This is a genomic window from Herminiimonas contaminans, assembly GCF_015645465.1.
Lineage (GTDB): Bacteria > Pseudomonadota > Gammaproteobacteria > Burkholderiales > Burkholderiaceae_D > Oxalicibacterium > Oxalicibacterium contaminans.
On sequence record NZ_JADOEL010000007.1, the window covers coordinates 140,619 to 166,266 of the forward strand.

The following is a 25,648-nucleotide window of genomic DNA, read 5'->3' on the forward strand; positions in this document are numbered from 1 at the left end:
TGTAAGAACGCATTCCAAAAAACTGCCGAAGCATAACAACATGAGGGGACTAATAATGACAAAACCTTTAAGTGTGCTATCCAAACTTGCCGCTGTATCTGTACTTGCGGCAGTTGCTTTACCCGCAGCAGCGCAGCAAGCCGGCGACAACATCGTCAACGTAGGTTGGTTTCATTTGCGGCCCGATGAAAAAAGTGAACCTCTTACTTTTAGAACCCCTGCTCTCGGTCCTATCGCTGGTAGCAGCGCCACCATCAGCAATGCAGACACTTTAGGGATCGCCTTCACCCACTTCTTTACCGATAACTTTGCGCTTACGGCTGATTTAGGCATCCCACCAAAATTCAAACTGTATGGCGGCGGCACACTTGCCAACCTCGGAAAGTTAGGCGAAGCAAAACAATGGAGTCCAGCACTTATTGCGAAGTGGTACTTCGGCGATAAGAACTCTCAACTCCGTCCCTTCGTTGGTCTTGGTGTCACCCGGGTCTGGTATTCAAGCGTAAACCTCACACCATCATTGCAGGCTGCAATTGCAGGCCCAGGTGGCAGAGCATCCGCAGATCTCAGTTCGTCATGGGCACCGGTAGCCAATGTGGGTCTCACCTACAATTTGACGGAAAAATGGTCGCTGGGATTGTCTGTTGCGTACATCCCGCTTAAGACCGACGCAGATATTACCGGCACAACGGCTGGCGGTGCTGCACGCAGAGCCACCACCAAACTGACCCTCGACCCACTAGTCACCTTCCTCTCAGTAGGTTACAAGTTCTGATCATCAGTTGACTTGTGGATGATGAAACACCTGGCGCAAATAGGCCAGGAAGGTTTCATCAGTACATAAAGTCTTGCCTGGAGAATCGGACAGCTTGGCGACAGGCTGTCCGTTGCAGGACATCAGCTTCATCACGATATTCAAAGTCTTGATCCCGGTATCATTCGACAAGTTCGTCCCTATGCCGAAGCCGGTCATGACGCGATCAGCGAAATGACGATACAGCGCAAACGCCGTCGGCAAATCCAGCGCATCAGAAAACACCAGCCGCTTGGTCATCGCATCTATCCTCAGCTTCGCATAATGCGCGAGTGCTTTCTCACCCCATACGACCGGATCGCCGGAATCATGGCGCAAGCCATCGAATAGCTTCGCAAAGTACAAATCGAAATCGCCGAGGAAAGCATCCATGCCAACTACATCGGTTAATGCGATCCCGAGGTCACCGCGATATTCCTGCACCCAGTCTTCCAGCGCTGCCTTCTGGAAGTCGCGCAAACGCACGCCAAAGGATTGATAGGCCTGCAGGTATTCATGTGCCATGGTGCCTATAGGCGTCAGTCCGTACTTCTTCGCCAGATACACATTCGAGCTGCCTTTGAAGTACTGCGGCACTTCACGCGCCAGCGTGAGCACCACCTCTTCCTGCCAGGCTGCGGAGTAACGACGGCGCACGCCAAAGTCAAAAAATTCAAACGGATGCTTGCGTGTAGCTTCACTGTCTAAGGCGCGCAGCAGCTCTATCTTCGCTTGCAGTCGTAGCCGTCCTTCGGCCAATGCGGCTTGCTGGTCGAAGCGACGGAAATACAGTTCATTGACTATATAGAGTACGAAGATCTCAAAGCCCATCACATGCACCTGCGGCCCGGCCGCATATATGTTCAGGGTATCGCCATCGCTACTGACCGTAATGAATTTGCGCTGGAAACGAAACACGGTGAGGAAGTCGACAAAGTCGCTTTTCATGAAGCGCAGGCCACGCAGGTAAGCCAGTTCATCTTCGGCAAAGTACAAGGTGCACAGATGATCCAGCTCGCGCTCGACATCTGCTTGCAACTCACTCAAGGGATAAGCCGGGGTATTGCGACAGACAAACGCATATTCAGCCTGCACGCCCGGATGGCTGTGCAGCAGCGCCTGCCACATCGTGAACTTGTACAAATCGTTTTCGAGCAGGCTGCGAACAATAGGAATCATTTGATTTATATCAAGTTTTGGAAGGGACTTGCCCGTTATTGTTGCCGGGCAAATGCCGATAGTAAAACGATTACAAAAAATATATGGCCTTAATAAACCTCTCGCTATTCCGAAACATTACACGCTAACTGTTTGAATCGTTGGCTTTTAATGTTCACCCGCAGTCCTTAGCCGGTTTTATCGTAGTGCGGACGCACAACATCGTGCAATGCAGCATTACTTGATTCCTGCGGAAATCAACCGTTATACAGTTATGATGTTTCCACAGGGCATCATCGCCAGTCGCAGTTTTTCGTACAACCTCATCATGGATGGAAGTAAGAAATGAACAGCCTTAAGCGTTACTTAGCCAAGCTCAGCGTCGGTGTCCGACTTTCCGCCATTTCCTTCCTGCTGATCGCGCTCAGCTTCGGCGCATTTATCTGGCTCAGCGGCCAGGTGACCACCGACCTGCTGCTGCAACGCGCGACCGCCGACGTCAACGCAAAAGCGCAGCTGGTACTGGGCATGAGCAACGACCCCGTCCTCATCAAACAAAAACTGCTGGCACTGAAAGTAGGCCAGAGCGGACAGTACTCGGTACTGGACGCGAGCCAAGGTGCAGGCTACGGCAAACTGCTCATCGCTGCGCAAGGGCCTAATGCACTGGGCGGCAAAACTGCTGACGGACGTGAACTCGCCAAGGAAATCCTGGCGCAGAAAGAAGGCAGCCTGCGCTACGCAGATGCGAGCGGCGAAGAACGCATCGCCATCTTCAGCGCGGTGCCGGATAAAAATTGGGTGGTCGTAGGCGACACTTACCTCAGCGAATTCACACAAGAAGCGACCACCCTGCGCAACATCTCTGCCGCTGTTGCGCTCGTCGCCACACTGATCCTGGCGGCATTGCTCTACGGCGCAATCCGCAGCATGCTGCTGCGTCCGCTGGCACAAGCTACGCACACTGCACGCAAGCTGGCGACCGGCGACCTGACCGTACGCCTGCACACCAAACGCACCGACGAAGTTGGGCAACTGCTGACTTCGATCAACAGCATAGGCCAGGGCCTGGCCAATGTCGTATGGAATATCCGTCACGGCACCAAGACGCTGTCCACCGCGACCAATGAAATTGCCGCAGGCAACCTGGACTTGTCTTCGCGTACCGAGCAGCAAGCCAGTTCGCTGGAAGAAACTGCATCTGCGATGGAAGAAATGACTTCCACCGTCAAGGAAAACGCCGCGAATGCCGAACAAGCCAATCAACTCGCGCGCACCGCGTCCGAAGTTGCGGTCAAAGGCGGCAACGTCGTATCCGAAGTCGTCAACACCATGGATTCGATCAACCAGTCTTCGAAGAAAATCGTGGACATCATCAGCGTCATCGACAGCATCGCCTTCCAGACCAATATCCTCGCGCTGAATGCGGCAGTCGAAGCGGCACGCGCAGGCGAACAAGGTCGCGGCTTTGCTGTGGTAGCAGGTGAGGTACGCAACCTGGCACAGCGCAGCTCCGCTGCTGCCCGTGAAATCAAGGGCCTGATCGAGGACTCGGTGCACAAGGTGCAAAGCGGCAGCAAGCTGGTCGCGCATGCCGGTGAAACCATGAGCGAAGTAGTTGCCAGCATCAAGCGTGTCGATAACATCATGCATGAGATCAGCTCTGCCAGCCGCGAGCAAAGCATAGGCATAGAACAGGTCAACCAGGCAATCGCACAAATGGATCAGGTCACCCAGCAAAATGCGGCACTGGTCGAGCAAGCTGCAGCCGCTGCCGAATCGCTGCAAAGCCAGACCACCGAGCTCAACAATGTCGTCGACGTCTTCAAGATCAAGAGTGATGGCCACGGCACCGCCGATGAGGCAACAGAAATGGTGACACGTGCAATCGCGACCATGCATGAAAAAGGCAAGGACGCGACCTTCGCTGAAATCAACAACAAACTCGGCCCGTTCTGTGATCGCGACCTGTACGTCGTGGTCTACGATATGACTGGTAAAAACCTGGCGCACGGCGCCAATCCAGCGCTCATAGGCAAAGACCTGATCAATGCCAAGGATGGTGCAGGCAATCTCTTCATCCAGGAACGCCTATCCATCATCAAGACACATGGCAGGGGCTGGCAGGATTACCTCTTCCTCAATCCGATCTCGAAACAGATGGAAGCCAAGTCCATGTACCTCGACAAGTACCAGGACCTGATCATCGGTTGTGGTGTCTACAAGGATGAAGGCGCCGCAAAGAAGTCCGATAGCAAGGCCATAGCTGCCAGCACCACTTTGCGTATCAGCAGCGATACCAGACGCCTGGAGCGCAAAGCTGCATAAACTTTAGTCGCTCCATCAAAAGCCGCTGCCCGCCTGAGGTCAGCGGCTTTTTTATGTGCGCACCATAGCGAGCGTTAACACCTGCCACACAGATGTAACACATGAAATCGCATTTGCACGTAAAGTACGGGCTAGCTCTCCACTACTTATGCACATGAAGGACAACATGGGTCACAAAGAATTATCGTTTGCTTCGCAAGCTGCACCGGCACTCCCTGGCGATTCGATAGATCACGTAGACACACCAGCCTTGCTGGTCGATCTCGATGCCTTTGAAGACAACCTGACCCGCGTGCATAACCGTGTGCTGCAAGCAGGCCTCAAAGTAAGATCACATGGCAAGGCACACAAGAGTCCGGCGATTGCGCACCGCCAGCTGGCGGCGGGCGCCACCGGCATCTGCTGCCAGAAAGTCAGCGAAGCAGAAATCTTCGTGCAGGCAGGGATACAGGATATTCTGATCACCAACCAGATCGTCGGTCTGCGCAAGGTCGCGCGGGTAGCCGCTCTCGCCGCGCACGCAAAGATAGCTATCTGCGTCGATCATCCTTTACAGGTCGAACAAATCGGTGATGCTGCCAGCAAGCAGGGCAGCCATCTTGATGTCCTGATCGAAGTAGACATCGGCCACCAGCGTTGCGGCATCAGCAATGCGCACCAGGCCATAGACCTGGCACGCACCATAGAGCAATACAGTCCGCACCTGCGTTTCGCTGGCATCCATGCCTTCCGCGGCTCGGCACAACACATGCGCCTGCCACAAGAGCGCGCAGCAGCAGTCAGCAGTGCAGTGGAAAAAGTACGCGGCATCATCCGTGAACTGGAAGCTTCCGATTTTCACTGCGACATTGTTACCGGCGGCGGCACCGGCACTTATATGCTGGAAGCCAGCTCGTCGCTATACACCGAGGTGCAACCCGGTTCCTATGTATTAATGGATACCGACTATGCGGCCAATACACCGGCAGCGGATAGTCCGCCTTTGCGTCATGCGCTATTTGGTTTATGTACTGTCATCAGCGTACAGGCCGGACATGCGGTACTGGATGGCGGGCTGAAAGCATTTGCCGTCGATCACGGCTTGCCGCGCCTGCAATTGCCAGGCTGGTCGGTGCAAACCTTATCCGATGAGCACACGGTGATCGTGCCGGAAGTGGGTGCCGCACCGGTACACGTCGGTGACAAAGTACGCCTGATTCCCAGCCATTGTGACCCTACCGTTAACCTGCATGACTGGCTCATCGCTTATCGCGGCCAGACCGTGCAGGAAGCTTGGCCGGTATCTGCGCGTGGCGCCTTGTTCTGACAGGAAACGCTGAACGAATGGCAGGCCTCGCAGGTCCCAAGCTACGTGCTAAGATAAATTATTCTTCGAGGAGGGTGCCATGGCTTTGAAAAAACTCAACAAGCAAGAATTCCTGGATGAACTCAATCGCAACCTGAAAGATCATCCCGGTTACGAAGACTGGATGCAGTTCGTACCACCGCCTGAAGGGGTAGAACCGAATACGGTGGAAGGTTTTGAACGTGCCGGTCCGGAACCGCGCCATTCACTGTACGACCTCGTCGCACTGAAAGTCGGCGAAGCGTTTGAAATGTTTCCCAAGTAGTTTTCTACCTGCTCCCAACTATTTCCCGTCCGCTGCAGGGACGGGAAATTCATAGTCGCCAGACTTTAACGAATCAGGCTTCAGAGATCAGAACACCGCGCGCGTATGCCCAGTGATCTTTCGGTGCAGGTCGCGCCTCGCCTTCATCCATCAAGTAAGCTTCTGTCACTTCACGCGGGAAATATTCCAGGTGCACCCAGAAATTGCGGGTCTTGCCCTGGTAACCGGCAGATGCAGTTTCGCCCGATATGGAGTCTTGATACCAGACGATGCGCACGTTTTGCAGTTCTACTTTAGTCATTTCTATACTCAGCGAAATCGGATGACATCATTCTACGCGAACTGACTTAAGCGTCGTAACTGTCCGCTATAGTAAAACCTATACTGGTGACACCCGTATTGCTGGCAGCAAACACTGTCCCGCCATGCATATGCGCAATCGCCTTGACGATAGCCAGACCCAGGCCGTGGCTATTGCCGCTATCGCTACGTGCGGAATCAACACGATAGAAGCGTTCGAATAGTCTATCCAAATGGTGCGCCTCGACTGACGATCCCTGATTACTGACCTTGACCGCCACTGCATGCTCCGCACGCTCGATGTGCACGCGGATAGTCGACAATCGTTCACTATGCTGGATTGCGTTGTACAGCAAATTGGTAATCGCACGGCCGAACAATGAGCGATCTATACGCGTATCGGCATCACCTTCTATCTGCAGCGAGACGCCAGCATCTTCAATCAGCATGTCCAGGAACTCCGCACTCTTCAATACTTCGGATGCAATCGATGTCTGCTCCAGGTTAGCCGCACGTATGCCGCGATCAGCCTGCGCCAGGAACAACATATCATTGATGATGGTGCGCAAGCGTTCCAGCTCTTCCAGGTTCGATTGCAATACTTCGGTCAATTCTTCCACCGAACGTTCACGCGACAACATCACCTGCGTCTGCCCGATCAAATTCCCCAAAGGTGTACGCAACTCATGTGCGACATCGGCATTGAAAGTCGACAGCTGTACATAAGCCTGCTCGACCCGCTCCAGCGCACCATTAAAAGAGAGAACCAGGCTGTCCAGTTCAGTCGGCAAATCGCGCGCGGGTATACGTTCAGCCAGATTGAGCGGGCTCAGTCTGGCGGCGTGACGTGATAGCTCGTCGACCGCTGCCAGCCCGCGTCGCGCTATCCACCAGCCCAGTCCGGCCACCACCACCACGCCAAACAGGAAGGCGATCACCAGCGCAGCGTTGATGGCGCGGCTGGTACTATCAAACGCACTGGCATCCAGTCCCACCGTCAGGAATACTGCAGGCCGTTCGCCGGAGGCGGGGATCTCGCCACTCAGGGTCAGGTAGGTACCGTTCTCGGTAACGATGCGACGTACACCATTACCTTCGTTACTGATCTTCGCATCGCTGGCGAATGGCTTGCCCAGGCGAAACTGTGGATTATTGCTTTCCACCAGATAAATGATGCTGCCATCCTGCGGCATCAGCTCCGTCATTTTGCCTTCCAGCAGTGTCCACTTCTCCGCATTGTTAATGCGACGCACGATCAGACTTTCGACGAATTCAAAACGTGTTTTGATTTCCTGCAGCTGATGCCGCCGCAACTCTATGCACTGGAATTGATACAGGGCGTAACCGGTGACGGAGAATACCGCCGCAGCCGCCAATGCAAACATCAGCGTCAGGCGGCGGGCTATCGAATGTGTACTGACGAGGGCGCGTGCGTTCATGTTTCCGCCTTGCTGCGCTCTTCCAGCAGATAGCCCATGCCGCGTATCGTATGCAGAAGTTTGATTTCAGATGGCTCATCCAGCTTGGCGCGCAGACGTTTGATCGCAACCTCCACCACATTGGTATTACTGTCGAAGTTAACGTCCCACACCATTTCGACAATCACGGTTTTGGACAATACCTGGCCACGATGACGTGCCAGCGCCGCTAGCAGGGCAAACTCTTTGGCAGTCAGGTCCAGTCTGCGCGTACCGCGCGTGGCACGGCGTGCGATCAGGTCTATATGCAGATCGGCAATACGAATATGTGTCGACTCCTGTGGACGACCACGTCGCCCCAGCGCCTGCAAGCGCGCCAGCAATTCGAGGAAAGAAAATGGTTTGACCAGATAATCGTCGGCGCCAGTCTGCAGACCGTGTATACGATCATCGACTTCACCGCGCGCGGTCAGCATGATGACCGGCGTACTTTTCTCACGCCGCAATGCCTGCAGCACCGCAATTCCGTCACGCTCAGGCAACATGATGTCGAGCACAATGGCGTCGTAATCACCCGTCAACGCAAGATGCTGACCGTCGATACCATTGCTGGCGACATCAACGATGCAGCCTTGCTCGGTCAATCCGCGCTGCAGGTAGGCAACGGTTTTGACTTCATCTTCGATCAACAGGATTTTCATAAGATAAGCATCTTTCCTTGTGCTGCCTTATAGGCGACCCTACTCATGCGCGTGCCAACCGCCACCCAATGCCTTGATCAGTTTCACTGTATTTACCAGACGCTGTCCGTTCAACTGTACTTCCTGCCGACGATAGTTGAGGAAGGTCTGCTGCGCAACTACCACCTCCAGATTGGTAGTGATACCGCTCTGATATCTATCCGTCGACAAACCCAGCGACCTGTCCGCACTGTCAGCCGCCACCTTGGCCGATGCGATTGCCTGCGCCAGTGCCAGGTCGCTATTCAAGCCATCCTGCACTTCCTGCATCGCGACCAATACGCTTTGTCTATACGTCGCCACTGCCTGCTGGTAACCAGCCTCGGCAAATGCAACATTGGCTTTTGTGCGACCACCATCAAATATGGTTTGCGTGGCGCTGATACCGATAGACCATAACAATGCCGGTGCACTAAACAGATTACTGAGCTGGTTCGCATCGCTGCCATACAAACCCGACAAACCCAGCGACGGGAAGTAGGCACTGCGAGCCACACCGATTTGCGCATTGGCCGCAGCCATTGCACGTTCAGCCGCGGCAATATCCGGACGACGCTCCAGCAATGCAGCAGGAGCCGTCAGCGGTATCGTCGGCACTTCAGTTTTCGCCAGTTTTACCGGCAATTTGAAATCAGGTGCAGGTACACCGACCAACGTCGCGATCGCATTCTGATAACGTGCGCGCTGATCCTGCAGCAAGGTCAGCTGCGTCTGCGTCGCCGCCGTCAATCCTTGTTGCTGGTTCAAATCGAGACCGGAAGCCGCGCCCAGTTCATGACGTGCCGAAATAAAATCGAGCGCCTTGGTTTGTGCCGCCAACGTTTGCTGCAACACATCGATCTCTGCATCAGTCTGGCGCAACACCAGATAATCGGCAGCCAGCTCGGCCGTCAGTACCAGACGGGTATTTTCAAAATCAGCCTTCGCCTGTTGTGCACTGGCACCAGCGCCTTCAGCCGCGCGTCGCACGCGACCAAACAAATCGAGCTCATAGCTGACCGTAAACGCAGCATTGAAATCGTTCTGGATGACGGAAGAATTCTGCGAGTTGTAATTGGTCAGCGGACGTTCTGCCGAAGTACGGTTACGTGCAGATCCGGCCTGCGCGCCTATTTTCGGAAAGAAGGAGCTATTCGCAACATTTGCCTGCGCACGTGCCTGGTCGACGCGTGCCTGTGCGATGACCAGAGTTTGTCCGTTGGTCAGCGCTTGCTCCTGCAAGGCATTCAGTTCTGCATCGCCGAATATCTTCCACCATGCGCCTTTTAATTCATCGTCACGCGGATTGCTGGCTTGCCAGCCGGGCTCGGTTTTCCACGCTTGCGCCACCGGTGCGGCAGGGCGCTGGTAGTCGGGACCAAGCGCACAGCCGCCCAGGATCAGCAGCGCCAGCACGGACGCATAGGCCGGAGGTCGACGTATGATCACGACGCTTTCCCCTTACCGGCGGCAGGTGCAGCCGGCGTAGCTGCCTTGTCAGCTGGCGGCGTAATCACGCTCACTGCGTCGCCACTGCTGAGCGAGTCAGCCGGATTGATGATCAGCTTGTCTTGTGCGGTCACACCACTCGCCAGTTCGATATCCACACCAAGTTCACGTGCAATCACGACTGCTTGCAAGCGTACCTTGCCATCGTCACCAACGACTGCGACACGCGGACCTTCAGGGCGGAACAACAAAGTGTTATTCGGTATCGTCAACGAATTCGCATCACCACCGCTGGCCTTGATCGCGACCTGCGCGTATGCACCTGGCAACAGCACGCCATCAGGATTCGGCAAATCGATGGCGACCTGCAAGGTACGGGTGACCGTATCGATCGCGCCTGCGGTACGGGCGATCTTACCGTCAAATACTTTGCCCGGGATTTCATTGAGCGTAATGCCTACCGTGTTACCGGCCTTGATCTGGGTGGAATAGCTTTGCGGCACATAAACATAGACACGCAATGGATCGCTTTTCGCCAGCGTGAACAGCACGCGCGTGCTGCCGCCTGAATCGACCAGGGTACCGATATCAATATTACGGCGCGTAACGATGCCGTCGAACGGAGCAACGATACGGCTGTAACCCAGTTGATCCTGCAGGCGTTGCACTGCCGCTTTGCTGGAGTTATCCGCTGCCACCGCGACTGCCAGTGCATTGCGCTTCTCATCCAGATCCTGTTGCGATACCGCATCGCGCTTGCGCAGCGCGTCCCAGCGTTCAAAGGTGCTCTTCGCCAATTGCAGGTTAGTCGTAGCTTGCGCCTGTGTTGCCTTGGCTTCATTCAATTGCTGTGCGACTTCCGGTGTATCAATCACGGCCAGCAAATCGCCGCGCTTGACCGGATCACCGATGTCTTTTACCCAGCGGCTGACATAACCATTAGTGCGTGCATTGATAGGCGCCTCGATAATTCCCTGCAGCGTACCCGGCAGACGCAGCACATTGTCCGTCGCCGAACTGCGCGGGCTGGTCACCGAGACATAGCGCGTGGCTTGCTGCTTCGATACCTCGGCCAACTCAGTCGCTTTCGCGAAGCGCAGGCCGATGACTATGGCAGCGCCTATCAGCAGGACGGCAACGACGATCAGTGCGAACTTCCGCGTGCGTGACAACAGATGCAAACGCTGTATCCCGTGCGCAGCCTGATGCGCGTGCAAGCCGTGGATACCAATATCAGAGTGGCGATCTTGAGTCATATCAGCTATTTCCTTCGAGTACTGCAGTATGGGGCGGCGGCAAACCTTTTTTGGCTGCGCGCTGCGCCAGGAATTGATGGACACCGGCAAATACCAGCGGCACAAAAAATAGGGTGGAAGCAGTCGCAAACAAGAGACCGCCGATGGTGGCGCGGCCTAGCGGTGCATTTTGCTCGCCGCCCTCGCCAAAGCCCAAAGCCATAGGCAACATACCGATGATCATCGCCAGCGCCGTCATCAGCACCGGACGCAGACGCGTGGCACCCGCTTCCAGCGCCGCTGACAATGGCGGCTCGCCAGCCAGCAAGCGTTGCCGCGCAAACGACACCATCAGAATACTATTTGCCGTCGCCACACCGACCGTCATGATGGCACCTGTCAACGCCGGCACACTGAGCGTGGTACCGGTCAGGAACAGCATCCATGCGATCCCGGCCAGCGCAGCAGGCAGGGCGGTGATAATGATCAGTGGATCTATCCACGACTGGAAGTTGACCACGATCAGTAGGTAGACCAGCACGATCGCCATCAACAAGCCTATGCCGAGGCCGACAAAGGACGACTGCATGGTTTCGACCTGGCCACGCATATTGATCTTCGATCCCTTAGGCAATTGCGCACGTATCGGTTCTATCGCTTTTTCCACTTCACGCGCTACCGAACCGAGGTCACGTCCGCTAACGCTGACGTACAAATCGATCACCGGTGTGATGTTGTAGCGCGATACGACTGATTGTTCACGACTGGTTTTGACGTCCACTAGATTGCTCAGCAATTGGGTAGGCGTATTCGCATTGCCGGTGCCAACCGGGATTTGCATCAGCGCATCCAGGCTGTCTATCTTGTACTGCGGCGTCTGCACCGTGATGTTGTAGGCAATGCCATTGGCAGGATTCAGCCAGAACGCCGGTGCCGTCTGCGAACTGCCGGACAGTGGGATCAACAAATTCTGCGCCACATTCGAAGCACTCAAACCCATTTGCTGCAAACGACTACGATCCATCGTCAATTGCATCGCCGGCTGGTCGATACGCTGACGGATGTAGACATCGACTGCACCCGGGATTTGCTTCACCGCATTCTGCAACTGCGCAGCCAGGCGATAGTTTTCCTTGATGTTGTTCCCGGCGAACTGCACGTCGATGGCGGCAGGCAAACCAAAGTTCAGGATTTGCGTCACCACATCGGCAGGCTGGAAGTAAAACTCTATGCCCGGGAAACGCTTGGGCAATTCGGCCCGCAATTGCTTCACATAGTCATTGGTCGGTGCATGGCCTTTCTTCAGCGCGATCTGGATTTCACCGTCGAAGGTACCTATGGTGCCGGCGTTGCTATACGACAGATTGATACCGCTATACGGCAAGCCCAGGTTGTCCAGCACGGTTTCCAGTTCATTGGCCGGGATGGTTTCGCGTATTACCGCTTCTATCTCATCTGCCAGGCGGGCGGTTTCCTCGATGCGGGTGCCGGTCGGTGCGCGGAAATGCAGACGCGCCAGACCAGCATCGACACTAGGGAAGAAGTCTTGTCCCAATGTGAAATACAGGCCGCTGGACAACACCGTGAAACCAAGGAAAACCGCGGCATAAAAGCGGCGACGCGGCAGCAGTGCACTCAGAACCAGGATGTAGCCGCGACGCATACGCTCGAAACGCGCATCGAAACTCAGGTATACACGTTGCAACAAATTCGGTTTGTCCTGCACCGCAGGCTGGCCAGCACCGTGCGATTTACGCATGAACAGCATCACCAGCGTCGGCACCAGCGTACGCGACAGGATGTAGGACGCGATCATCGCAAACATCACTGCCTCGGCCAGCGGCACGAACAGATAACGTGCGACACCAGTCAGGAAGAACATAGGGACGAAGACGATACAAATACACAAGGTCGCAACCAGGGTCGGAATTGCAATCTCACCTGCACCTTCCAGGATCGCCGTTTCCAGGTCATGTCCCAGATGCAGATAGCGTTCTATGTTTTCTATGGTGACGGTCGCGTCATCGACCAGGATACCAATCGCCAGCGCCAGTCCGCCCAAGGTCATGATGTTAATAGTCTCGCCCAGCGCATGCAGCGCCAGTATCGAAGACAACACCGACAATGGAATCGAAATCGCGATAATGCAGGTGGTGCGCCAGTTGCCAAGGAAAAGCAGGATCATGGTCGCGGTCAGGCAGGCTGCGATCAGTGCTTCATGCATCACGCCGCTGATTGCCGCCTTGACGAAAACCGACTGGTCGAACAAGGCAGTAACCTTCACGTCATCCGGCAGGGTCGGGATGATTTCCGCCAGCGAAGCACGCACTGAATCGACAATCTCCAGGGTCGAGGCACCGCCATTTTTCAGTAGCGACAAGAGCACGCCGCGCTGGCCATCCTGTCTGGCGATATTGGTTTGCGGCGTGAAGCCGTCGCGCACATGTGCCACTTCGCCGAGATACGTAATAGCGCCATTCACGGTGCGCACCGGCAAGTCATTCAGCTCATCCAGTACGCGCGGTGAACCATTGATATTGACGGTGAATTCGGTGCCGCCAAATTTGGCCGTACCACCCGGCAGGATCAGGTTTTGCGCATTGACCGCATTGACAACATCGGTCGGCGACAAACCTTTGGACTGCAAGGCCTGCGCATCCAGGTCGACTGAAACGACACGGCTCTTACCACCGTAAGGATAGGGAATTGCGACGCCGGGGATGGTCACCAGCTTGGTACGTACCGAGTTGAGGGCGATATCGAACAAACCCTGTTCCGACATGGTCGGGCTGGATAAGCCCAGCTGTATGACTGGAATGCTGGACGCAGAATACTTGATGATGAGCGGCGGCGTCATGCCGGGCGGCATCTGGCGCAGGATGGCTTGCGAAACCGAAGTCACCTGGGCAATCGCGGTCTGGATACTCGCACCAGGCTGGAAAAAGACCTTGATGACAGCCACCCCGGCCACCGTTTGCGATTCTATGTGCTCGATGTCGTTGACGGTCGTCGTCAACACCCGCTCATTAACAGCCGTCACCCGCTGCCCCATCTCCTGGGCGGACAAACCGTTGTAGTTATAGATAATGCTGATGACCGGAATATCGATTTCCGGAAGAATGTCGGTGGCCATGCGCGTCAGCGCGACAGGCGTGGCAAGAAAAATCAGCAGCGCCATCACGAGGAAGGTATACGGCCGCCGCAAAGCGATTCTGACAATCCACATCGAATAATTTCCGTTCTTGTTTGGGATACCGCTGGAGCTGCATCTCAGTATGACAATCCTGCTACAGCATACTGCGAGAGCCTTGGACATAAAGCGCCACTAGGCCGCCAATATACCGCGCTGTCCATGTCTGCTTGCTGACCAGAAACTGACAAATTTGTCAGTTTGGTACTGTTTTAGGTTGTAAACAGTGCGAGGACAGCGATTCTACGCCTATCGCGCAAAATATTTCCGTCCATACATTTTTCCGTAACTTGCCTGCAAAAAGGCGCTGAAAACCGCACAAAACCCGCAAATAACATGCCTGATTGGTGTAATCTGGCGAAAACGCGGAGCTTTTGAGGCCGCACAAAAAATATAAAGACACACCAGACAGACAGGGCCAGCGCGTAGCGAGGGCCACGGAGGAGACATGAAGACGATAACGTGCGCCTTGCTGGCGTTATGTTTAGTCGCCTGCGGCAAAGCAGTCGAAACCCGGAGCAGCGATGCGCCGGAGCGCCATAGCAGCCTGAACCGGGAAGCTGAATTCGAACTGACGACAGAACAGTTCGCCAGTGCCTTCAATGCGGCATCCCGCGCTTACGGCCAGTCGTTCAAAATCAACAAGGTCGAAGTACAGCACGGCCCCGTGCATGACTACTTCCAGCAAACCTTCCCGAGTGGGATCTCGTTGACGGCCGCAATTTCCAAGGACAGCGGTCACATCACCAGCGTCACCGCTCTGGTCGCGGAAAATAGCGCCGCGGCTGAAAACCGCAGCAATGTCCTGGCGATTTCTGAAGTCGTCGCGGCCGCAGTCAATCCGCGCCTGAGCCAGAGCAAGTCCGCCGAACTGGTGCAGAGCATGTTGCAGGAAGTCGGCAGCAGCCAGGATGCAGGCAAATTCCCGCAACGCTTCATCAATAACGTCCGTTATGTTTTGCGCAGTGGCAGCGGCATAGGCTATTGGTGGATCGCTAATCCGGTCTGAAGCCGGATCTGGCACACCCAGATAATCAGCTCTGACTGGCGGCCTGGCCGCCAGAACTTCCCATAGTCCGCCCCCTCTGGTGCACATCCGCTGCACCGGCATCCAGCCGTTTTACCAAAAGTGTTGTGCCGTATCCGCGCGCAAGTTGATTTGCCCCCGGAATTACCCCAGTATTTACTCACTTTTGTTAACGCTTGCGGCGCACTTAAATATGGCATTCGACTACCTATTCCGCCATAATGCCCAGAGGCAAGACACATTAAAACAAAGCCGCGCTCCTACCTGCTCACCTTATAAAAACCAAACGCCAGAAAGTCTGCCCACATGAAAAATTGGACAATCAAACAACGGATCCTCGGAAGCTTTGCGCTCATTCTGCTGGTGATGGCCCTGATGGCGGCGGTAGCCTGGGTACGACTGGCAAAAATCGATGACGCAGCCAGCAGCCTGCAGGAAGACTCGACACCTGGTTTGCATGCCAGCGCGATGATCAATGCCTACTGGTTTGAAAACTATATGCTGACGCAGCAGATCGCGGAAATCGCTGATAGTGAAGCGAACCGCAAGAACGATCTGGCCAAGCTGCAAGTCAACAGCGACCACATCAACAGCTTGCAGGCGGAGTACGAAAAATCGATCTTCGCTGCCGATGACAAAGCGCAATTCGAAGAATTCAAACAGGCACGCGCAAAGTATCAGCAGGTCCAGCAGGAAATCCTGCGTCAGGACCTGAGCCGTTCCTCGCCGCTGGTACACAAATTATTCATCGAGCAATTGCGCCCGGCATGGAAAGACGCGCATGCGTTGATCCAGAAAATCACAGAGAACAACAAAATCATCGCTGATCAATCGGCGCAGCACATCATAGACTCGGTGCATCAAGCCAAGATCAATATGATTGCGGCACTCGTCGTCGCACTGCTGGCGGCGATCATCTGGGGTTACTTCCTGCTGCGTGCGATTACCGTGCCTATGCAAAAACTGATCGGCATACTCGACGTCATGCGCTCCGGCGATTTCTCGCAACGCCTGCATCTGGAACGCAAGGATGAATTCGAACACCTGGCCTCCGGTTTCAACCGCATGACCGACGAGCTCACCATCCTGGTCGGACAAGCGCAAAAATCATCCGGACAAGTGTCAACTTCGGTTACCGAAATTGCCGCCACTTCCAAACAGCAGCAGGCAACCGCAGCGGAAACCGCAGCTACCACGACGGAAATCGGCGCGACTTCCCGCGAAATTTTTGCCACCTCGCGCGACCTGGTACGCACCATGAATGAAGTGTCGCTGGTATCGGAACAGGCAGCAACACTGGCGGGCAGTGGCCAGACCGGCCTGACCCGGATGGAAGACACGATGCAGGCGGTGATGGATGCTGCTGGTTCGGTCAGCGGCAAGCTGGCGATCCTGAATGAAAAAGCAGGCAACATCAATCAAGTCGTTACCACCATTACCAAGGTCGCCGATCAAACCAATCTGCTCTCGCTGAACGCCGCGATCGAAGCAGAAAAGGCCGGTGAATATGGCCGTGGCTTCTCGGTAGTCGCCACCGAAATCCGTCGTCTGGCCGATCAAACTGCGGTCGCTACCTATGACATCGAACTGATGGTCAAGGAAATCCAGTCTGCGGTTGCAGCGGGTGTGATGGGTATGGATAAATTCTCCGACCAGGTACGTCGCGGCATGCAGGAAGTACAGCAAGTCGGTAGCCAGCTCTCGCAAATCATTGCGCAGGTGCAGGCACTGGCGCCACGCTTCCAGGTCGTCAACGAAGGCATGCAGGCACAAGCCAACAGCGCCGAACAAATCAATCAGGCATTGGTACAGCTGAGCGAAGCCGCCCAGCAAACCGTCGAGTCCTTGCAGCAATCCAGCCAGGCCATCGATGAATTGCATCTGGTCTCCAACGGTTTGCGTAACGGCGTGTCGCGCTTCAAGGTTTCGGCCTGACGGAAGATTGATATGACCTCCGGTAACGGACAAAAAATGCTCTTCCTGCTCTTTCAGATCGGGCGTGATCGCTATGCGCTGGAAGCGGCGCAAGTCGCGCTCGTGTTGCCGCCGCGCAGTTCAAGAAAGTGCCAGGCACGCCGGCATGGGTGCAGGGCTTGTTCAATTACAACGGTCAACACGTTCCGGTCCTCGACATCAGTTTGTTGGCAACCGGTCAGCCAGCGGCAGCGCGCCTCAGCACCCGACTGGTGCTGGTGCACTACACACCGGCAGGACAGGCGACACAATTGCTCGGACTGGTGGTGGAAAAAGCCACCGACACCCTGCGCTGCGATCCGGCTGACTTCAGCCACTCGGGACTATCTAACGAAGATGCTGCGTACCTGGGGCCGGTCTTGCGCCGTGATGACGGTTTGATCCAACGCATCAATGTGCAGGACTTGCTCGATGCATCGGTGCAAACCTTACTCTTTCCGGAAGCGGCCAGCGCATGAGCACGCTCAACCGCATCGCCAGTCTGCTCCGGCACAGCATGGGGCTGGACGTCGCCTCCGTCGGCATGGGGCTGATAGAGCGCGCGGTCAGTGAACGCATGGCGACGCTGGGACTGAATCAGGACGCCTATCTGCTGGCCTTGCAATCAGCACCGGCGGAACTACAGGAATTAATCGAACTGGTGATCGTGCCGGAAACCTGGTTCTTCCGTGATCGCGAAGCCATACTATCGCTGGCACGCATGGCGCGTGCGCAGATCGCCGAACAGCCGGAGCGTTGCGTACGCGTGCTCAGCCTGCCGTGCTCTACCGGCGAAGAACCGTATTCGGTAGCAATGGCTCTGCTCGACGCAGGCATCCCGCCAGCCAACTTCCATATTGATGCGATCGACATCTGTCACCGTTCGCTCGCGACTGCGGAACGTGGCGTATATGGACGCAATTCCTTCCGCGGCAAATTGCTCGACTATCGCGACCGTCACTTCAGTACTGAGAAGGAAGTATCGACCTTATCGGAAGAAGTGCGCCTGCGCGTGCACTTCCGGCACGGCAATATGTTCGCGCCTGACTTCCTCATCAATGAAAAAGCGTATGACTTTGTGCTGTGTCGCAATGTCCTGATCTACTTCGATCGCGAGATGCAACAACAGGCGGTGGAAGTACTGGACCGACTCCTGCATACGCAAGGCACCATCTTCGTCGGACCGGCAGAAGCAGGCGTGATGCTGCGACCTAATCTGGTCTCAGCCGGAATACCACTCGCATTCGCTTTTAAAAAGCGCAGCACGCCTTTACCTGCCGCCGCTATTCACAAGCTTAAAAAAATCGATGTACCTCCATCGATCAAGATGCAGGCGCTGCCACCGGTACCGCCCATCCGCAAACCGTTTGCGAATGTGCCGCCGCTGGCACCTGCTGCACCCCAGGCCAGTCCATCTGTGGAAACTCCTTCCAGCGACGCCATACTCGCACGCGCCATGCAATGCGCGAACCAGGGTGAACTGATAGAAGCCGCACGACTGTGCAAGGAATACATGCAGCAGAACGGCCCGAATGGCGCCGCTCACTACCTGATGGGATTGATCAGCGACGCCAGACAAGATACCAACGACGCCATGCAGCACTATCGCAAGGCGATCTACCTGCAACCGAATCACTATGAAGCATTGACGCATCTGGCGGCACTGCTGGCCGCACAGGGTGATGCTGCCGGTGCCCGCCTGATGCAACAACGTGCACAACGCGTAGCAGGTACACAGGAGCAGCCGCATGCATGAACAACTGCAAACAGGTAATGCGGCCATGAGCATAAAAATCGATGATTGCTGGAATCGCATCGGTGTACGCGGCGACAGCACTTGCCCGAAACTGCAAGACTACTTCCGCTGCCTGAATTGCCCGACCTATGCGGCGGGTGCTTCGGCTCTGCTCGACCGTCCCATGACGGCAGAAGATTTAATCAGCGACTGGGGCCAAGGTGCACAAAGCCTGGCTCGCAGCGAAACTGCTGTATCTGCATTGATCTTCCGCGCCGGTGTTGAATGGCTGGCCTTGCCGACTGACGCCATCATCGAAGTCGCCGAGCAACGCACTATCCACACACTACCGCATCAAACCAATCGCGCGATCCTGGGCTTAAGCAATATACGCGGCTCGCTGCTGTTGTGCGTCTCGCTGACGCAAATGCTGGGCGCGGAACGTGGCGAAGCAGCTGACATCCAGCGCCTGCTGGTAGTCGGACACCAGGGACAAACACTGGTCTTCCCGGTAGACGAAGTACTGGGCGTGCAACGCTACACCCAGGCCGAATTGCAAACGGTGCCATCGACCGTGGCGCAATCACACACGACCTACACGCAAGCGATGATCGTCAGCAAGGACAAGAAGATAGGCCTGCTTGATTGCAATCTCTTGTTTTACGCGCTGAACCGGAGCCTGACATGAGCTCGCCCGACCTGAGCCAAATGTCCATGCTGGAGCTGTTCCGCCAGGAAGCGGAAAGCCAGACGCATGTCCTCAGCATAGGCTTGCTGGAACTCGAACAAAATCCGCGCTCGGCCGATCAGCTCGAAGCCTGCATGCGCGCTGCACATTCGCTCAAAGGCGCGGCGCGCATCATCGGCCTCGCCGCAGGCGTTGATGTCGCGCACGTGATGGAAGATTGCTTCGTGCTGGCGCAGCGTGGCGAATTGCTGCTGCATCGCAAGCAAATCGATGTCTTGCTCAAAGGCGTCGATCTGCTGACGCGCATCGCCAATCCACCAAACAATGATGAAACCTGGGGCGACCACGCGGGCAAACCCGAGATCACGGCGTTCATCGCCAAACTGACTACCGCAATCGCAGAGCCGGATGATGGTGGCAGCATGGCAGAGCAGGCCGCAGAAGTAATTGAAGCTGTTATCCCTGAAACCGACACACGACCAACAGGTAATGGTACAGCGCTGTCGGATAGCCGCGAAAGCAGCATACGTTCGGTGCGCGTCAACGCAAAGAATCTTGATCGCCTGCTCAGCCTGAGCGGTGAATCACTGGTTGAATCACGTCGCCTCAAACCATTCACTGCCTCCATCCTGCGCCTCAAACGTACACAGCGTGAAGCAGGCCAGGCACTCGATCTGCTGCATCAACAGTTATCCGCACAAACTGCGGATGAAGCAACGCAAGCCGCGCTATCCGAAGTGCGCACGCTGATGATGCAGTGCCAGCACATGGTCGCCGACCAGCTGGGTGAACTGGAAACATTTGACCGCCGCTCGGTGAATTTATCGCAACGTTTATACGACGAAGCACTGGCCTGCCGCATGCGCCCGTTTGCCGATGGTACGCAGGGTTATGCGCGTATGGTGCGCGACGTTGGCCATGCGCTGGGCAAATCAGTACGGCTGGACATCATAGGTAACGCAACACAGATAGACCGCGACATCCTGGAAAAACTGGAAGCGCCTATCGGCCATCTGCTGCGCAATGCCATCGACCACGGCATAGAAAGTCCGCAACTGCGCAAAGCTGCAGGCAAACCGGAGCAAGGCACGATCACGCTGGAAGCACGTCATAGTGCGGGTATGTTGCTGGTAAACGTGAGCGATGATGGCGCCGGTATCGATCTCGATCAATTGCGCGCGACCATCATCCAGCGCAAGCTATCGAATGCCGACACGGTCGCGCAGTTGAGCGAAGCCGAATTGCTGGAATTCCTGTTGCTGCCCAGCTTCAGCCTGCGCGATACCGTCACCGATATCTCCGGTCGAGGCGTCGGCCTTGATGTCGTCAGCAATATGCTTAAGCAGGTGCGCGGCACCATACGTATCTCCAGCACCGTGCAGCAAGGAACCCGCTTCCAGCTGCAACTGCCGTTGACACTATCCGTCATCCGCAGCCTGCTGGTGACCATCAACGATGAACCTTATGCATTCCCGCTGGCATACGTAAATCGCACGCTGGAACTACGCCGCGATCAGCTCGCCATGCTGGAAGGACAGCAGCACTTCACTTTCGATGGTCGTCAGATCGGCCTGGTCAGCGCGCATCAGATTTTGCAAAAGGGTGAACTGCGCGCCAAGGATGACCTGGTCTCGGTCGTTGTCATCGGTGACCACGAACACACTTACGGCCTGGCAGTCGATGCCTTCCTCGGTGAACGTATGCTGGTGGTACAACCTCTCGATAGCCGTCTCGGCAAGATACCGGATGTACTGGCCGGTGCGCTGATGGAAGATGGTGATCCGGTATTGATACTCGACGTGGCCGACATGGTGCGCTCGGTAGAAAAGCTGACCGCCGCCGGCAAGCTGGATGTGGTCCAGCATGGCAACAAGAATCTGAACGACGTCAAACGCAAAAAAGTACTGGTGGTCGACGACTCGCTGACCGTGCGTGAACTGGAACGCAAGCTGTTGAGCAATTGTGGTTACCAGGTTGTCGTCGCGGTCGATGGCATGGATGGCTGGAACGCGGTCCGCACCGAACACTTCGACCTCGTCATCACTGATATCGACATGCCGCGCATGGATGGCATAGAGCTGGTGTCATTGATACGACAAGCGCCTAACCTGCAAGCACTGCCGGTGATGATCGTGTCATACAAGGACAGGGAAGAAGACAGGCAACGCGGCCTTGATGCCGGGGCTGATTACTACTTCACCAAGAGCAGTTTCCACGACGAGAGCCTGCTGCAGGCTGTCACCGACCTGATAGGAGCGGCCTGAGCGTGAAAATCGGCATCGTCAATGACGTCCCCATGGTGGTTGAGATATTGCGCAGGGCGCTGGCAGAGCACCCCGCACATCAACTCATCTGGGTCGCTCAGGACGGTGTACAGGCAGCAGAGATGTGCGCATGGCAATTACCCGATGTGGTTCTGATGGACATCATCATGCCGAATGCGGACGGCGCCGAAGCAACGCGTCGCATCATGCAAAAAACACCTTGCCCGATACTGCTGGTGACAGCTGATATCAGCGCGAATGCCGTCAAGGTGTATGAAGCACTCGGTTACGGCGCGCTGGATGTGGTCACCACGCCAGTCATGACCGGTGGTAACTTCCAGCAGGGCGCGGCCGCATTAATTGCGAAGATAGAAAAAGTCGCACGCATGAGCAAGAAGGTGGAAGCACCGGCTCCTGCAAAGAAGCCGGTGGCCATCCGTGCACCAGATCTGTCCAACAAACTGGTCGTGATCGGTGCTTCTGCCGGCGGCCCGGCAGCCCTGGCCGAACTCTTGCGCGGCCTGCCTGCCGACTTTCCGGCCGCAGTCGTTATCGTGCAGCACATCAATCCAGCCTTTGTCGATGGCATGGCGGACTGGCTGCAACAACAAACCGCCTTGCGTGTGCGCGTGGCGAAAGAAGGCGATCAGCCGCTGAGTGGCACCGTCTTCATTGCTGGTACCAACCAGCACCTGCAAATCAAAAATCGCGACAGCCTTGGTTATGTCGCAGAGTCACCGACGGATATTTATCACCCGTCTATCGATGTGTTGTTTCACAGCGTGGTGCAGCAATGGCAAGGGAAGGCCGTGGGAGTACTGCTGACCGGCATGGGACGCGATGGCGCGCTCGGCCTGAAGGCGATGCACGATCATAAATATCACACCATCGTGCAGGATCAGGAAAGCAGTTCTGTATACGGGATGCCGAAAGCTGCCGCTGCACTGAATGCAGCGACAGACATACTGCCCGTATCCTGCATTGCACAAAAATTAGTCCATCTGTTTAATTGAATCTAGGGGTAAAAAATATGGAATCTTCCGCACTGAGCGACAGCGAACTCGGAATCCATCTACCGGCTGAAGAATACAAAATCATGGTTTTGCTGGTAGATGACCAGCCCATGGTCGGCGAAGCAATACGGCGCGCCTTGCTGAATGATCCGAACATCGACTTCCACTACTGCGCTCGTGCAGATGAAGCTTTACGCGTCGCAGAAAAAACCAAACCCACCGTCATCCTGCAGGATCTGGTGATGCCTGGTGTGGACGGCCTGACGCTGGTACGCCAGTACCGCCAGAACGCAACGACTTGCGACATTCCTATCATCGTGCTGTCGACCCGCGAAGATGCTGAAGTCAAACGCGATGCTTTCGCGACAGGCGTCAACGACTACATGGTGAAGCTACCAGATACGATAGAACTGATCGCACGCATCCGTTATCACTCACGCTCGTACAACAATTTGTTGCAACGTGATGCGGCTTATCGTGCCTTGCGCGAAAGCCAGCAGCAACTGCAAAAAAGTAACTTCGAACTGCAGCGCCTGACCAACACCGACGGCCTGACCGGCATTGCCAACCGTCGTTACTTCGATGACTACCTCAGTGCAGAATGGAAGCGCGCACGGCGTGAGCAGCAAGAGCTCTCCATCCTGCTGATCGACGTCGACAACTTCAAGTTGTACAACGACACCTATGGCCACGTCGCCGGTGACCAGGTATTGAAGCAAGTCGCTAAATCGCTGGAAGCCAGCGCCATGCGTCCAGCCGATCTGAGTGCACGCTTCGGCGGCGAAGAATTCGCCATCATCCTGCCAGCGACCGGCATCAATGGCGCCGTCATCTCGGGCAAGAAAGTCTGCGCCGCAGTGGAAACCCTGCAAATCCCGCATGCACATGCTGCATCGGGAGCATGGCTCACCGTCAGCATAGGCGTCGCCACCATGACGCCGCAATCGGATGACGCACCTAGTGACTTGATTGAGCAGGCGGACAAACGCCTGTATCGCGCCAAGGAGCAGGGCAAACATCGGGTGGTGTGGGAAGACGCATAAGTCTGCGTCTTGCTAACGGATGAAACAAAAAAGGCTTCCATCTGGAAGCCTTTTTACTTTGCTCTTCATTTACGGACTGCCGTGTTGCACGCCGACATCGATGACACCGTAGGCTTCAACACTGGAACTACTATTGGGTGTGCGGGCATAAGCACCGCATCCGGCCAATGCCAGCGTAACAGGCATTAGCAAAAGCAAAATCAATTTGCGCAGTAATTGTTTCATTGCATCACCGTATCAGATTTGCCTGCCGGGATTTGGCATGCTGGACTCATACGACATCACAACTCAATAAACATTCCCGCTGCATCATCAAACCTAACGCACCTCGCAATCGACCGCATTGGATTTAGGAGCGTTACTTGTTCCTGATACGGGAGGAGGCGCGCTAAACGCCGGTGGTAGCGTAACTTGCAAGCCCGGGTTTTTCGGCACAAGCACTGGCGCCTGTCTCGGATTCGGTGTAAAGCCGAACTGTCCGGCCGAAAAATTCTGCGCCCCTCCCGTATTTGTCACGGCAATCAAACCATCAATTACCTGCACATACAAACCCGGCGGCAACGGTGGCGTTGAACCAGTAGCGGTCGGCGTCACTCCTGTGGGCAAAGGTATATTGAGTTGCGCCAGCAGCAAAGGCTGGATAACTGCAGGTGCTGGCATGTCGCTACGTGTCGCTTGCATGGATACATCAAGTGCTGCGGTGCTCGCCAACAAATATGCGTGGCGCGCAGCCGCGACTGCTTCCGCTGTCGGCTTGACATACTGCACGATCACATTCGCGGCTTGCATGTTGATACTGGCACTTGGCGTCACCATCTGCACGCTGTCCTTGCTGCGCTTGCCGAGCAAACCCGCATTGGAACGTACGCCACCTTGTACCAGCGTGAAGGCAACACTATCTGCCACAGGCTTGGCCGCGTCGTACGAGAACTTATCAATGGTCAGCGTGGTATCCGGCTGCAAGATGAGCGTGCTGCCGTCGCTGAATCTGACTTGTGCATAACCCTTACCCTGGGTGGATAAAGTATCACCCGCTTCTACCGATGACTTCGCACCCAGCACGCGCATGCTGCCGTTTGCTTTCTTTGCCAGCAAGGATCCACTCAACAACGTGACCTTGCCGACTTCTGCCGCCTGAACCACTGTTGCTGTACACAAGACGGCCAGCAACAGGGCTGACTTAATTACAGTACATTTTTTTGGTCGGTTCATTTTTAGTTCCACTCTTGTCATTGGATGCGACTTCTTTGGTGTCGGCTTTCTTGTCATCGGATTTTTTTTCATCTGGCGTCGAGCTACTTGCAGATGGTCCCGAACCGCCAGATGAACTATCGCCTTGTTTTTTAGTATCGAGGAAAGCTAGCTGATCGAAATCAGTCTTAGGTGTAGATGAATTAATCGTCTTGATGATTTCATTGCTTGCCTGCTGTATAGGCTTGACTGGTTCACTGGCGGTCGGTGGTGATAGCACCTGGCACAAGGCCGAGTTGGGAGCGATGGTACAGATGTCAGCGGAAGGAGGAGGTGAAGGTGGATTCGTACTCGAATCTCGAATGGTCACCGTACCTCCGTTATTGGAGCGAACCAGCCCGCCGTTGGAGCCTGTCAGATTTTTTGTGTGCCGAAGGTCATGAGATGATACCGAAAGGGAAACACCATGACTACATCGATGAGCACAGTAAAAAAGCCCAAGAAACCGAAAGCCCTCAAACTTTTTTCCGACGA

21 protein-coding genes and 1 pseudogene are annotated in these 25,648 nt (G+C 55.4%); 12 read left to right on the plus strand and 10 right to left on the minus strand.

All coding sequences use genetic code 11. From position 1 onward, the window contains the following. The first annotated feature begins 55 nt into the window (after positions 1-55). Positions 56-775, plus strand: a complete 720-nt coding sequence (locus tag IXC47_RS10830) for an OmpW/AlkL family protein (RefSeq protein WP_195875648.1) — start codon at positions 56-58, stop codon at positions 773-775. A gap of 3 nt (positions 776-778) precedes the next feature. On the opposite strand, the gene pncB is transcribed toward IXC47_RS10830, so the two are convergent. Then, the gene (gene pncB / locus IXC47_RS10835) at positions 779-1,972 is read right to left on the minus strand and encodes a nicotinate phosphoribosyltransferase (RefSeq protein WP_195875649.1); all 1,194 of its coding nucleotides are present in this window, start codon (positions 1,970-1,972) and stop codon (positions 779-781) included. Positions 1,973-2,296: 324 nt separating this feature from the next. On the opposite strand from pncB, the gene IXC47_RS10840 reads away from it, so the two are divergent. The 3 genes from IXC47_RS10840 to IXC47_RS10850 all read left to right on the plus strand — a co-directional run bounded on the left by IXC47_RS10840 (position 2,297) and on the right by IXC47_RS10850 (position 5,889). Continuing rightward, positions 2,297-4,279, plus strand: coding sequence for a methyl-accepting chemotaxis protein (locus IXC47_RS10840; protein ID WP_195875650.1), 1,983 nt, complete (start codon positions 2,297-2,299; stop codon positions 4,277-4,279). A gap of 166 nt (positions 4,280-4,445) precedes the next feature. Beyond that, on the plus strand, positions 4,446-5,585 hold the full coding sequence (locus IXC47_RS10845; RefSeq protein ID WP_195875651.1) for a DSD1 family PLP-dependent enzyme: 1,140 nt from the start codon (positions 4,446-4,448) through the stop codon (positions 5,583-5,585). A gap of 79 nt (positions 5,586-5,664) precedes the next feature. Beyond that, a complete protein-coding gene (locus tag IXC47_RS10850; protein WP_175624386.1) occupies positions 5,665-5,889 on the plus strand; it encodes a hypothetical protein in 225 nt (74 codons plus the stop codon). Between the two features lie 73 nt (positions 5,890-5,962). On the opposite strand, the gene IXC47_RS10855 is transcribed toward IXC47_RS10850, so the two are convergent. From IXC47_RS10855 to IXC47_RS10880, 6 genes are read right to left on the minus strand one after another with little or no spacing between them, the layout of a single operon-like run. Further along, complete coding sequence (locus tag IXC47_RS10855) at positions 5,963-6,190, minus strand: hypothetical protein (RefSeq protein ID WP_175624387.1); 228 nt, start codon at positions 6,188-6,190, stop codon at positions 5,963-5,965. Between the two features lie 46 nt (positions 6,191-6,236). Continuing rightward, complete coding sequence (locus IXC47_RS10860; RefSeq protein ID WP_175624388.1) at positions 6,237-7,628, minus strand: heavy metal sensor histidine kinase; 1,392 nt, start codon at positions 7,626-7,628, stop codon at positions 6,237-6,239. After that, complete coding sequence (locus tag IXC47_RS10865; RefSeq protein ID WP_175624389.1) at positions 7,625-8,308, minus strand: heavy metal response regulator transcription factor; 684 nt, start codon at positions 8,306-8,308, stop codon at positions 7,625-7,627. Before IXC47_RS10865 ends, IXC47_RS10860 begins: the two co-directional genes overlap by 4 nt. 39 nt (positions 8,309-8,347) lie before the next feature. Beyond that, a complete protein-coding gene (locus IXC47_RS10870; RefSeq protein WP_195875652.1) occupies positions 8,348-9,775 on the minus strand; it encodes an efflux transporter outer membrane subunit in 1,428 nt (475 codons plus the stop codon). After that, a complete protein-coding gene (locus tag IXC47_RS10875) occupies positions 9,772-11,031 on the minus strand; it encodes an efflux RND transporter periplasmic adaptor subunit (protein ID WP_195875653.1) in 1,260 nt (419 codons plus the stop codon). The genes IXC47_RS10870 and IXC47_RS10875 overlap by 4 nt, the downstream gene beginning before the upstream one ends. A gap of 1 nt (position 11,032) precedes the next feature. After that, complete coding sequence (locus IXC47_RS10880; protein WP_195875654.1) at positions 11,033-14,236, minus strand: efflux RND transporter permease subunit; 3,204 nt, start codon at positions 14,234-14,236, stop codon at positions 11,033-11,035. Between the two features lie 412 nt (positions 14,237-14,648). On the opposite strand from IXC47_RS10880, the gene IXC47_RS10885 reads away from it, so the two are divergent. The 8 genes from IXC47_RS10885 to IXC47_RS10920 all read left to right on the plus strand — a co-directional run bounded on the left by IXC47_RS10885 (position 14,649) and on the right by IXC47_RS10920 (position 23,923). Further along, positions 14,649-15,209: a hypothetical protein gene (locus IXC47_RS10885; protein WP_195875655.1), complete on the plus strand. Its 561-nt coding sequence runs from the start codon at positions 14,649-14,651 to the stop codon at positions 15,207-15,209. A gap of 324 nt (positions 15,210-15,533) precedes the next feature. Beyond that, positions 15,534-17,162, plus strand: coding sequence for a methyl-accepting chemotaxis protein (locus IXC47_RS10890; RefSeq protein WP_195875656.1), 1,629 nt, complete (start codon positions 15,534-15,536; stop codon positions 17,160-17,162). Between the two features lie 128 nt (positions 17,163-17,290). Beyond that, positions 17,291-17,659, plus strand: coding sequence for a chemotaxis protein CheW (locus IXC47_RS10895; RefSeq protein ID WP_326838397.1), 369 nt, complete (start codon positions 17,291-17,293; stop codon positions 17,657-17,659). Beyond that, positions 17,656-18,936, plus strand: a complete 1,281-nt coding sequence (locus tag IXC47_RS10900; RefSeq protein WP_195875657.1) for a CheR family methyltransferase — start codon at positions 17,656-17,658, stop codon at positions 18,934-18,936. Before IXC47_RS10895 ends, IXC47_RS10900 begins: the two co-directional genes overlap by 4 nt. Then, entirely contained in the window at positions 18,929-19,603 is a 675-nt protein-coding gene (locus IXC47_RS10905) for a chemotaxis protein CheW (protein WP_230089502.1), read from the plus strand. The genes IXC47_RS10900 and IXC47_RS10905 overlap by 8 nt, the downstream gene beginning before the upstream one ends. Further along, the gene (locus tag IXC47_RS10910; RefSeq protein ID WP_195875658.1) at positions 19,600-21,867 is read left to right on the plus strand and encodes a hybrid sensor histidine kinase/response regulator; all 2,268 of its coding nucleotides are present in this window, start codon (positions 19,600-19,602) and stop codon (positions 21,865-21,867) included. Before IXC47_RS10905 ends, IXC47_RS10910 begins: the two co-directional genes overlap by 4 nt. 2 nt (positions 21,868-21,869) lie before the next feature. Beyond that, on the plus strand, positions 21,870-22,880 hold the full coding sequence (gene cheB / locus IXC47_RS10915) for a chemotaxis response regulator protein-glutamate methylesterase (protein ID WP_195875659.1): 1,011 nt from the start codon (positions 21,870-21,872) through the stop codon (positions 22,878-22,880). A 17-nt stretch (positions 22,881-22,897) separates the two neighbouring features. After that, a complete protein-coding gene (locus tag IXC47_RS10920; RefSeq protein WP_175624399.1) occupies positions 22,898-23,923 on the plus strand; it encodes a diguanylate cyclase in 1,026 nt (341 codons plus the stop codon). Between the two features lie 69 nt (positions 23,924-23,992). On the opposite strand, the gene IXC47_RS10925 is transcribed toward IXC47_RS10920, so the two are convergent. The 3 genes and pseudogenes from IXC47_RS10925 to IXC47_RS10935 form a co-directional block, all read right to left on the minus strand. Then, the gene (locus IXC47_RS10925; protein WP_195875660.1) at positions 23,993-24,148 is read right to left on the minus strand and encodes a hypothetical protein; all 156 of its coding nucleotides are present in this window, start codon (positions 24,146-24,148) and stop codon (positions 23,993-23,995) included. A 93-nt stretch (positions 24,149-24,241) separates the two neighbouring features. Then, entirely contained in the window at positions 24,242-25,135 is an 894-nt protein-coding gene (locus IXC47_RS10930) for a FecR family protein (protein ID WP_195875661.1), read from the minus strand. Beyond that, a pseudogene (locus tag IXC47_RS10935) lies at positions 25,104-25,648 on the minus strand (hypothetical protein); the annotation flags it as partial. The gene IXC47_RS10930 and the pseudogene IXC47_RS10935, both read right to left, overlap by 32 nt.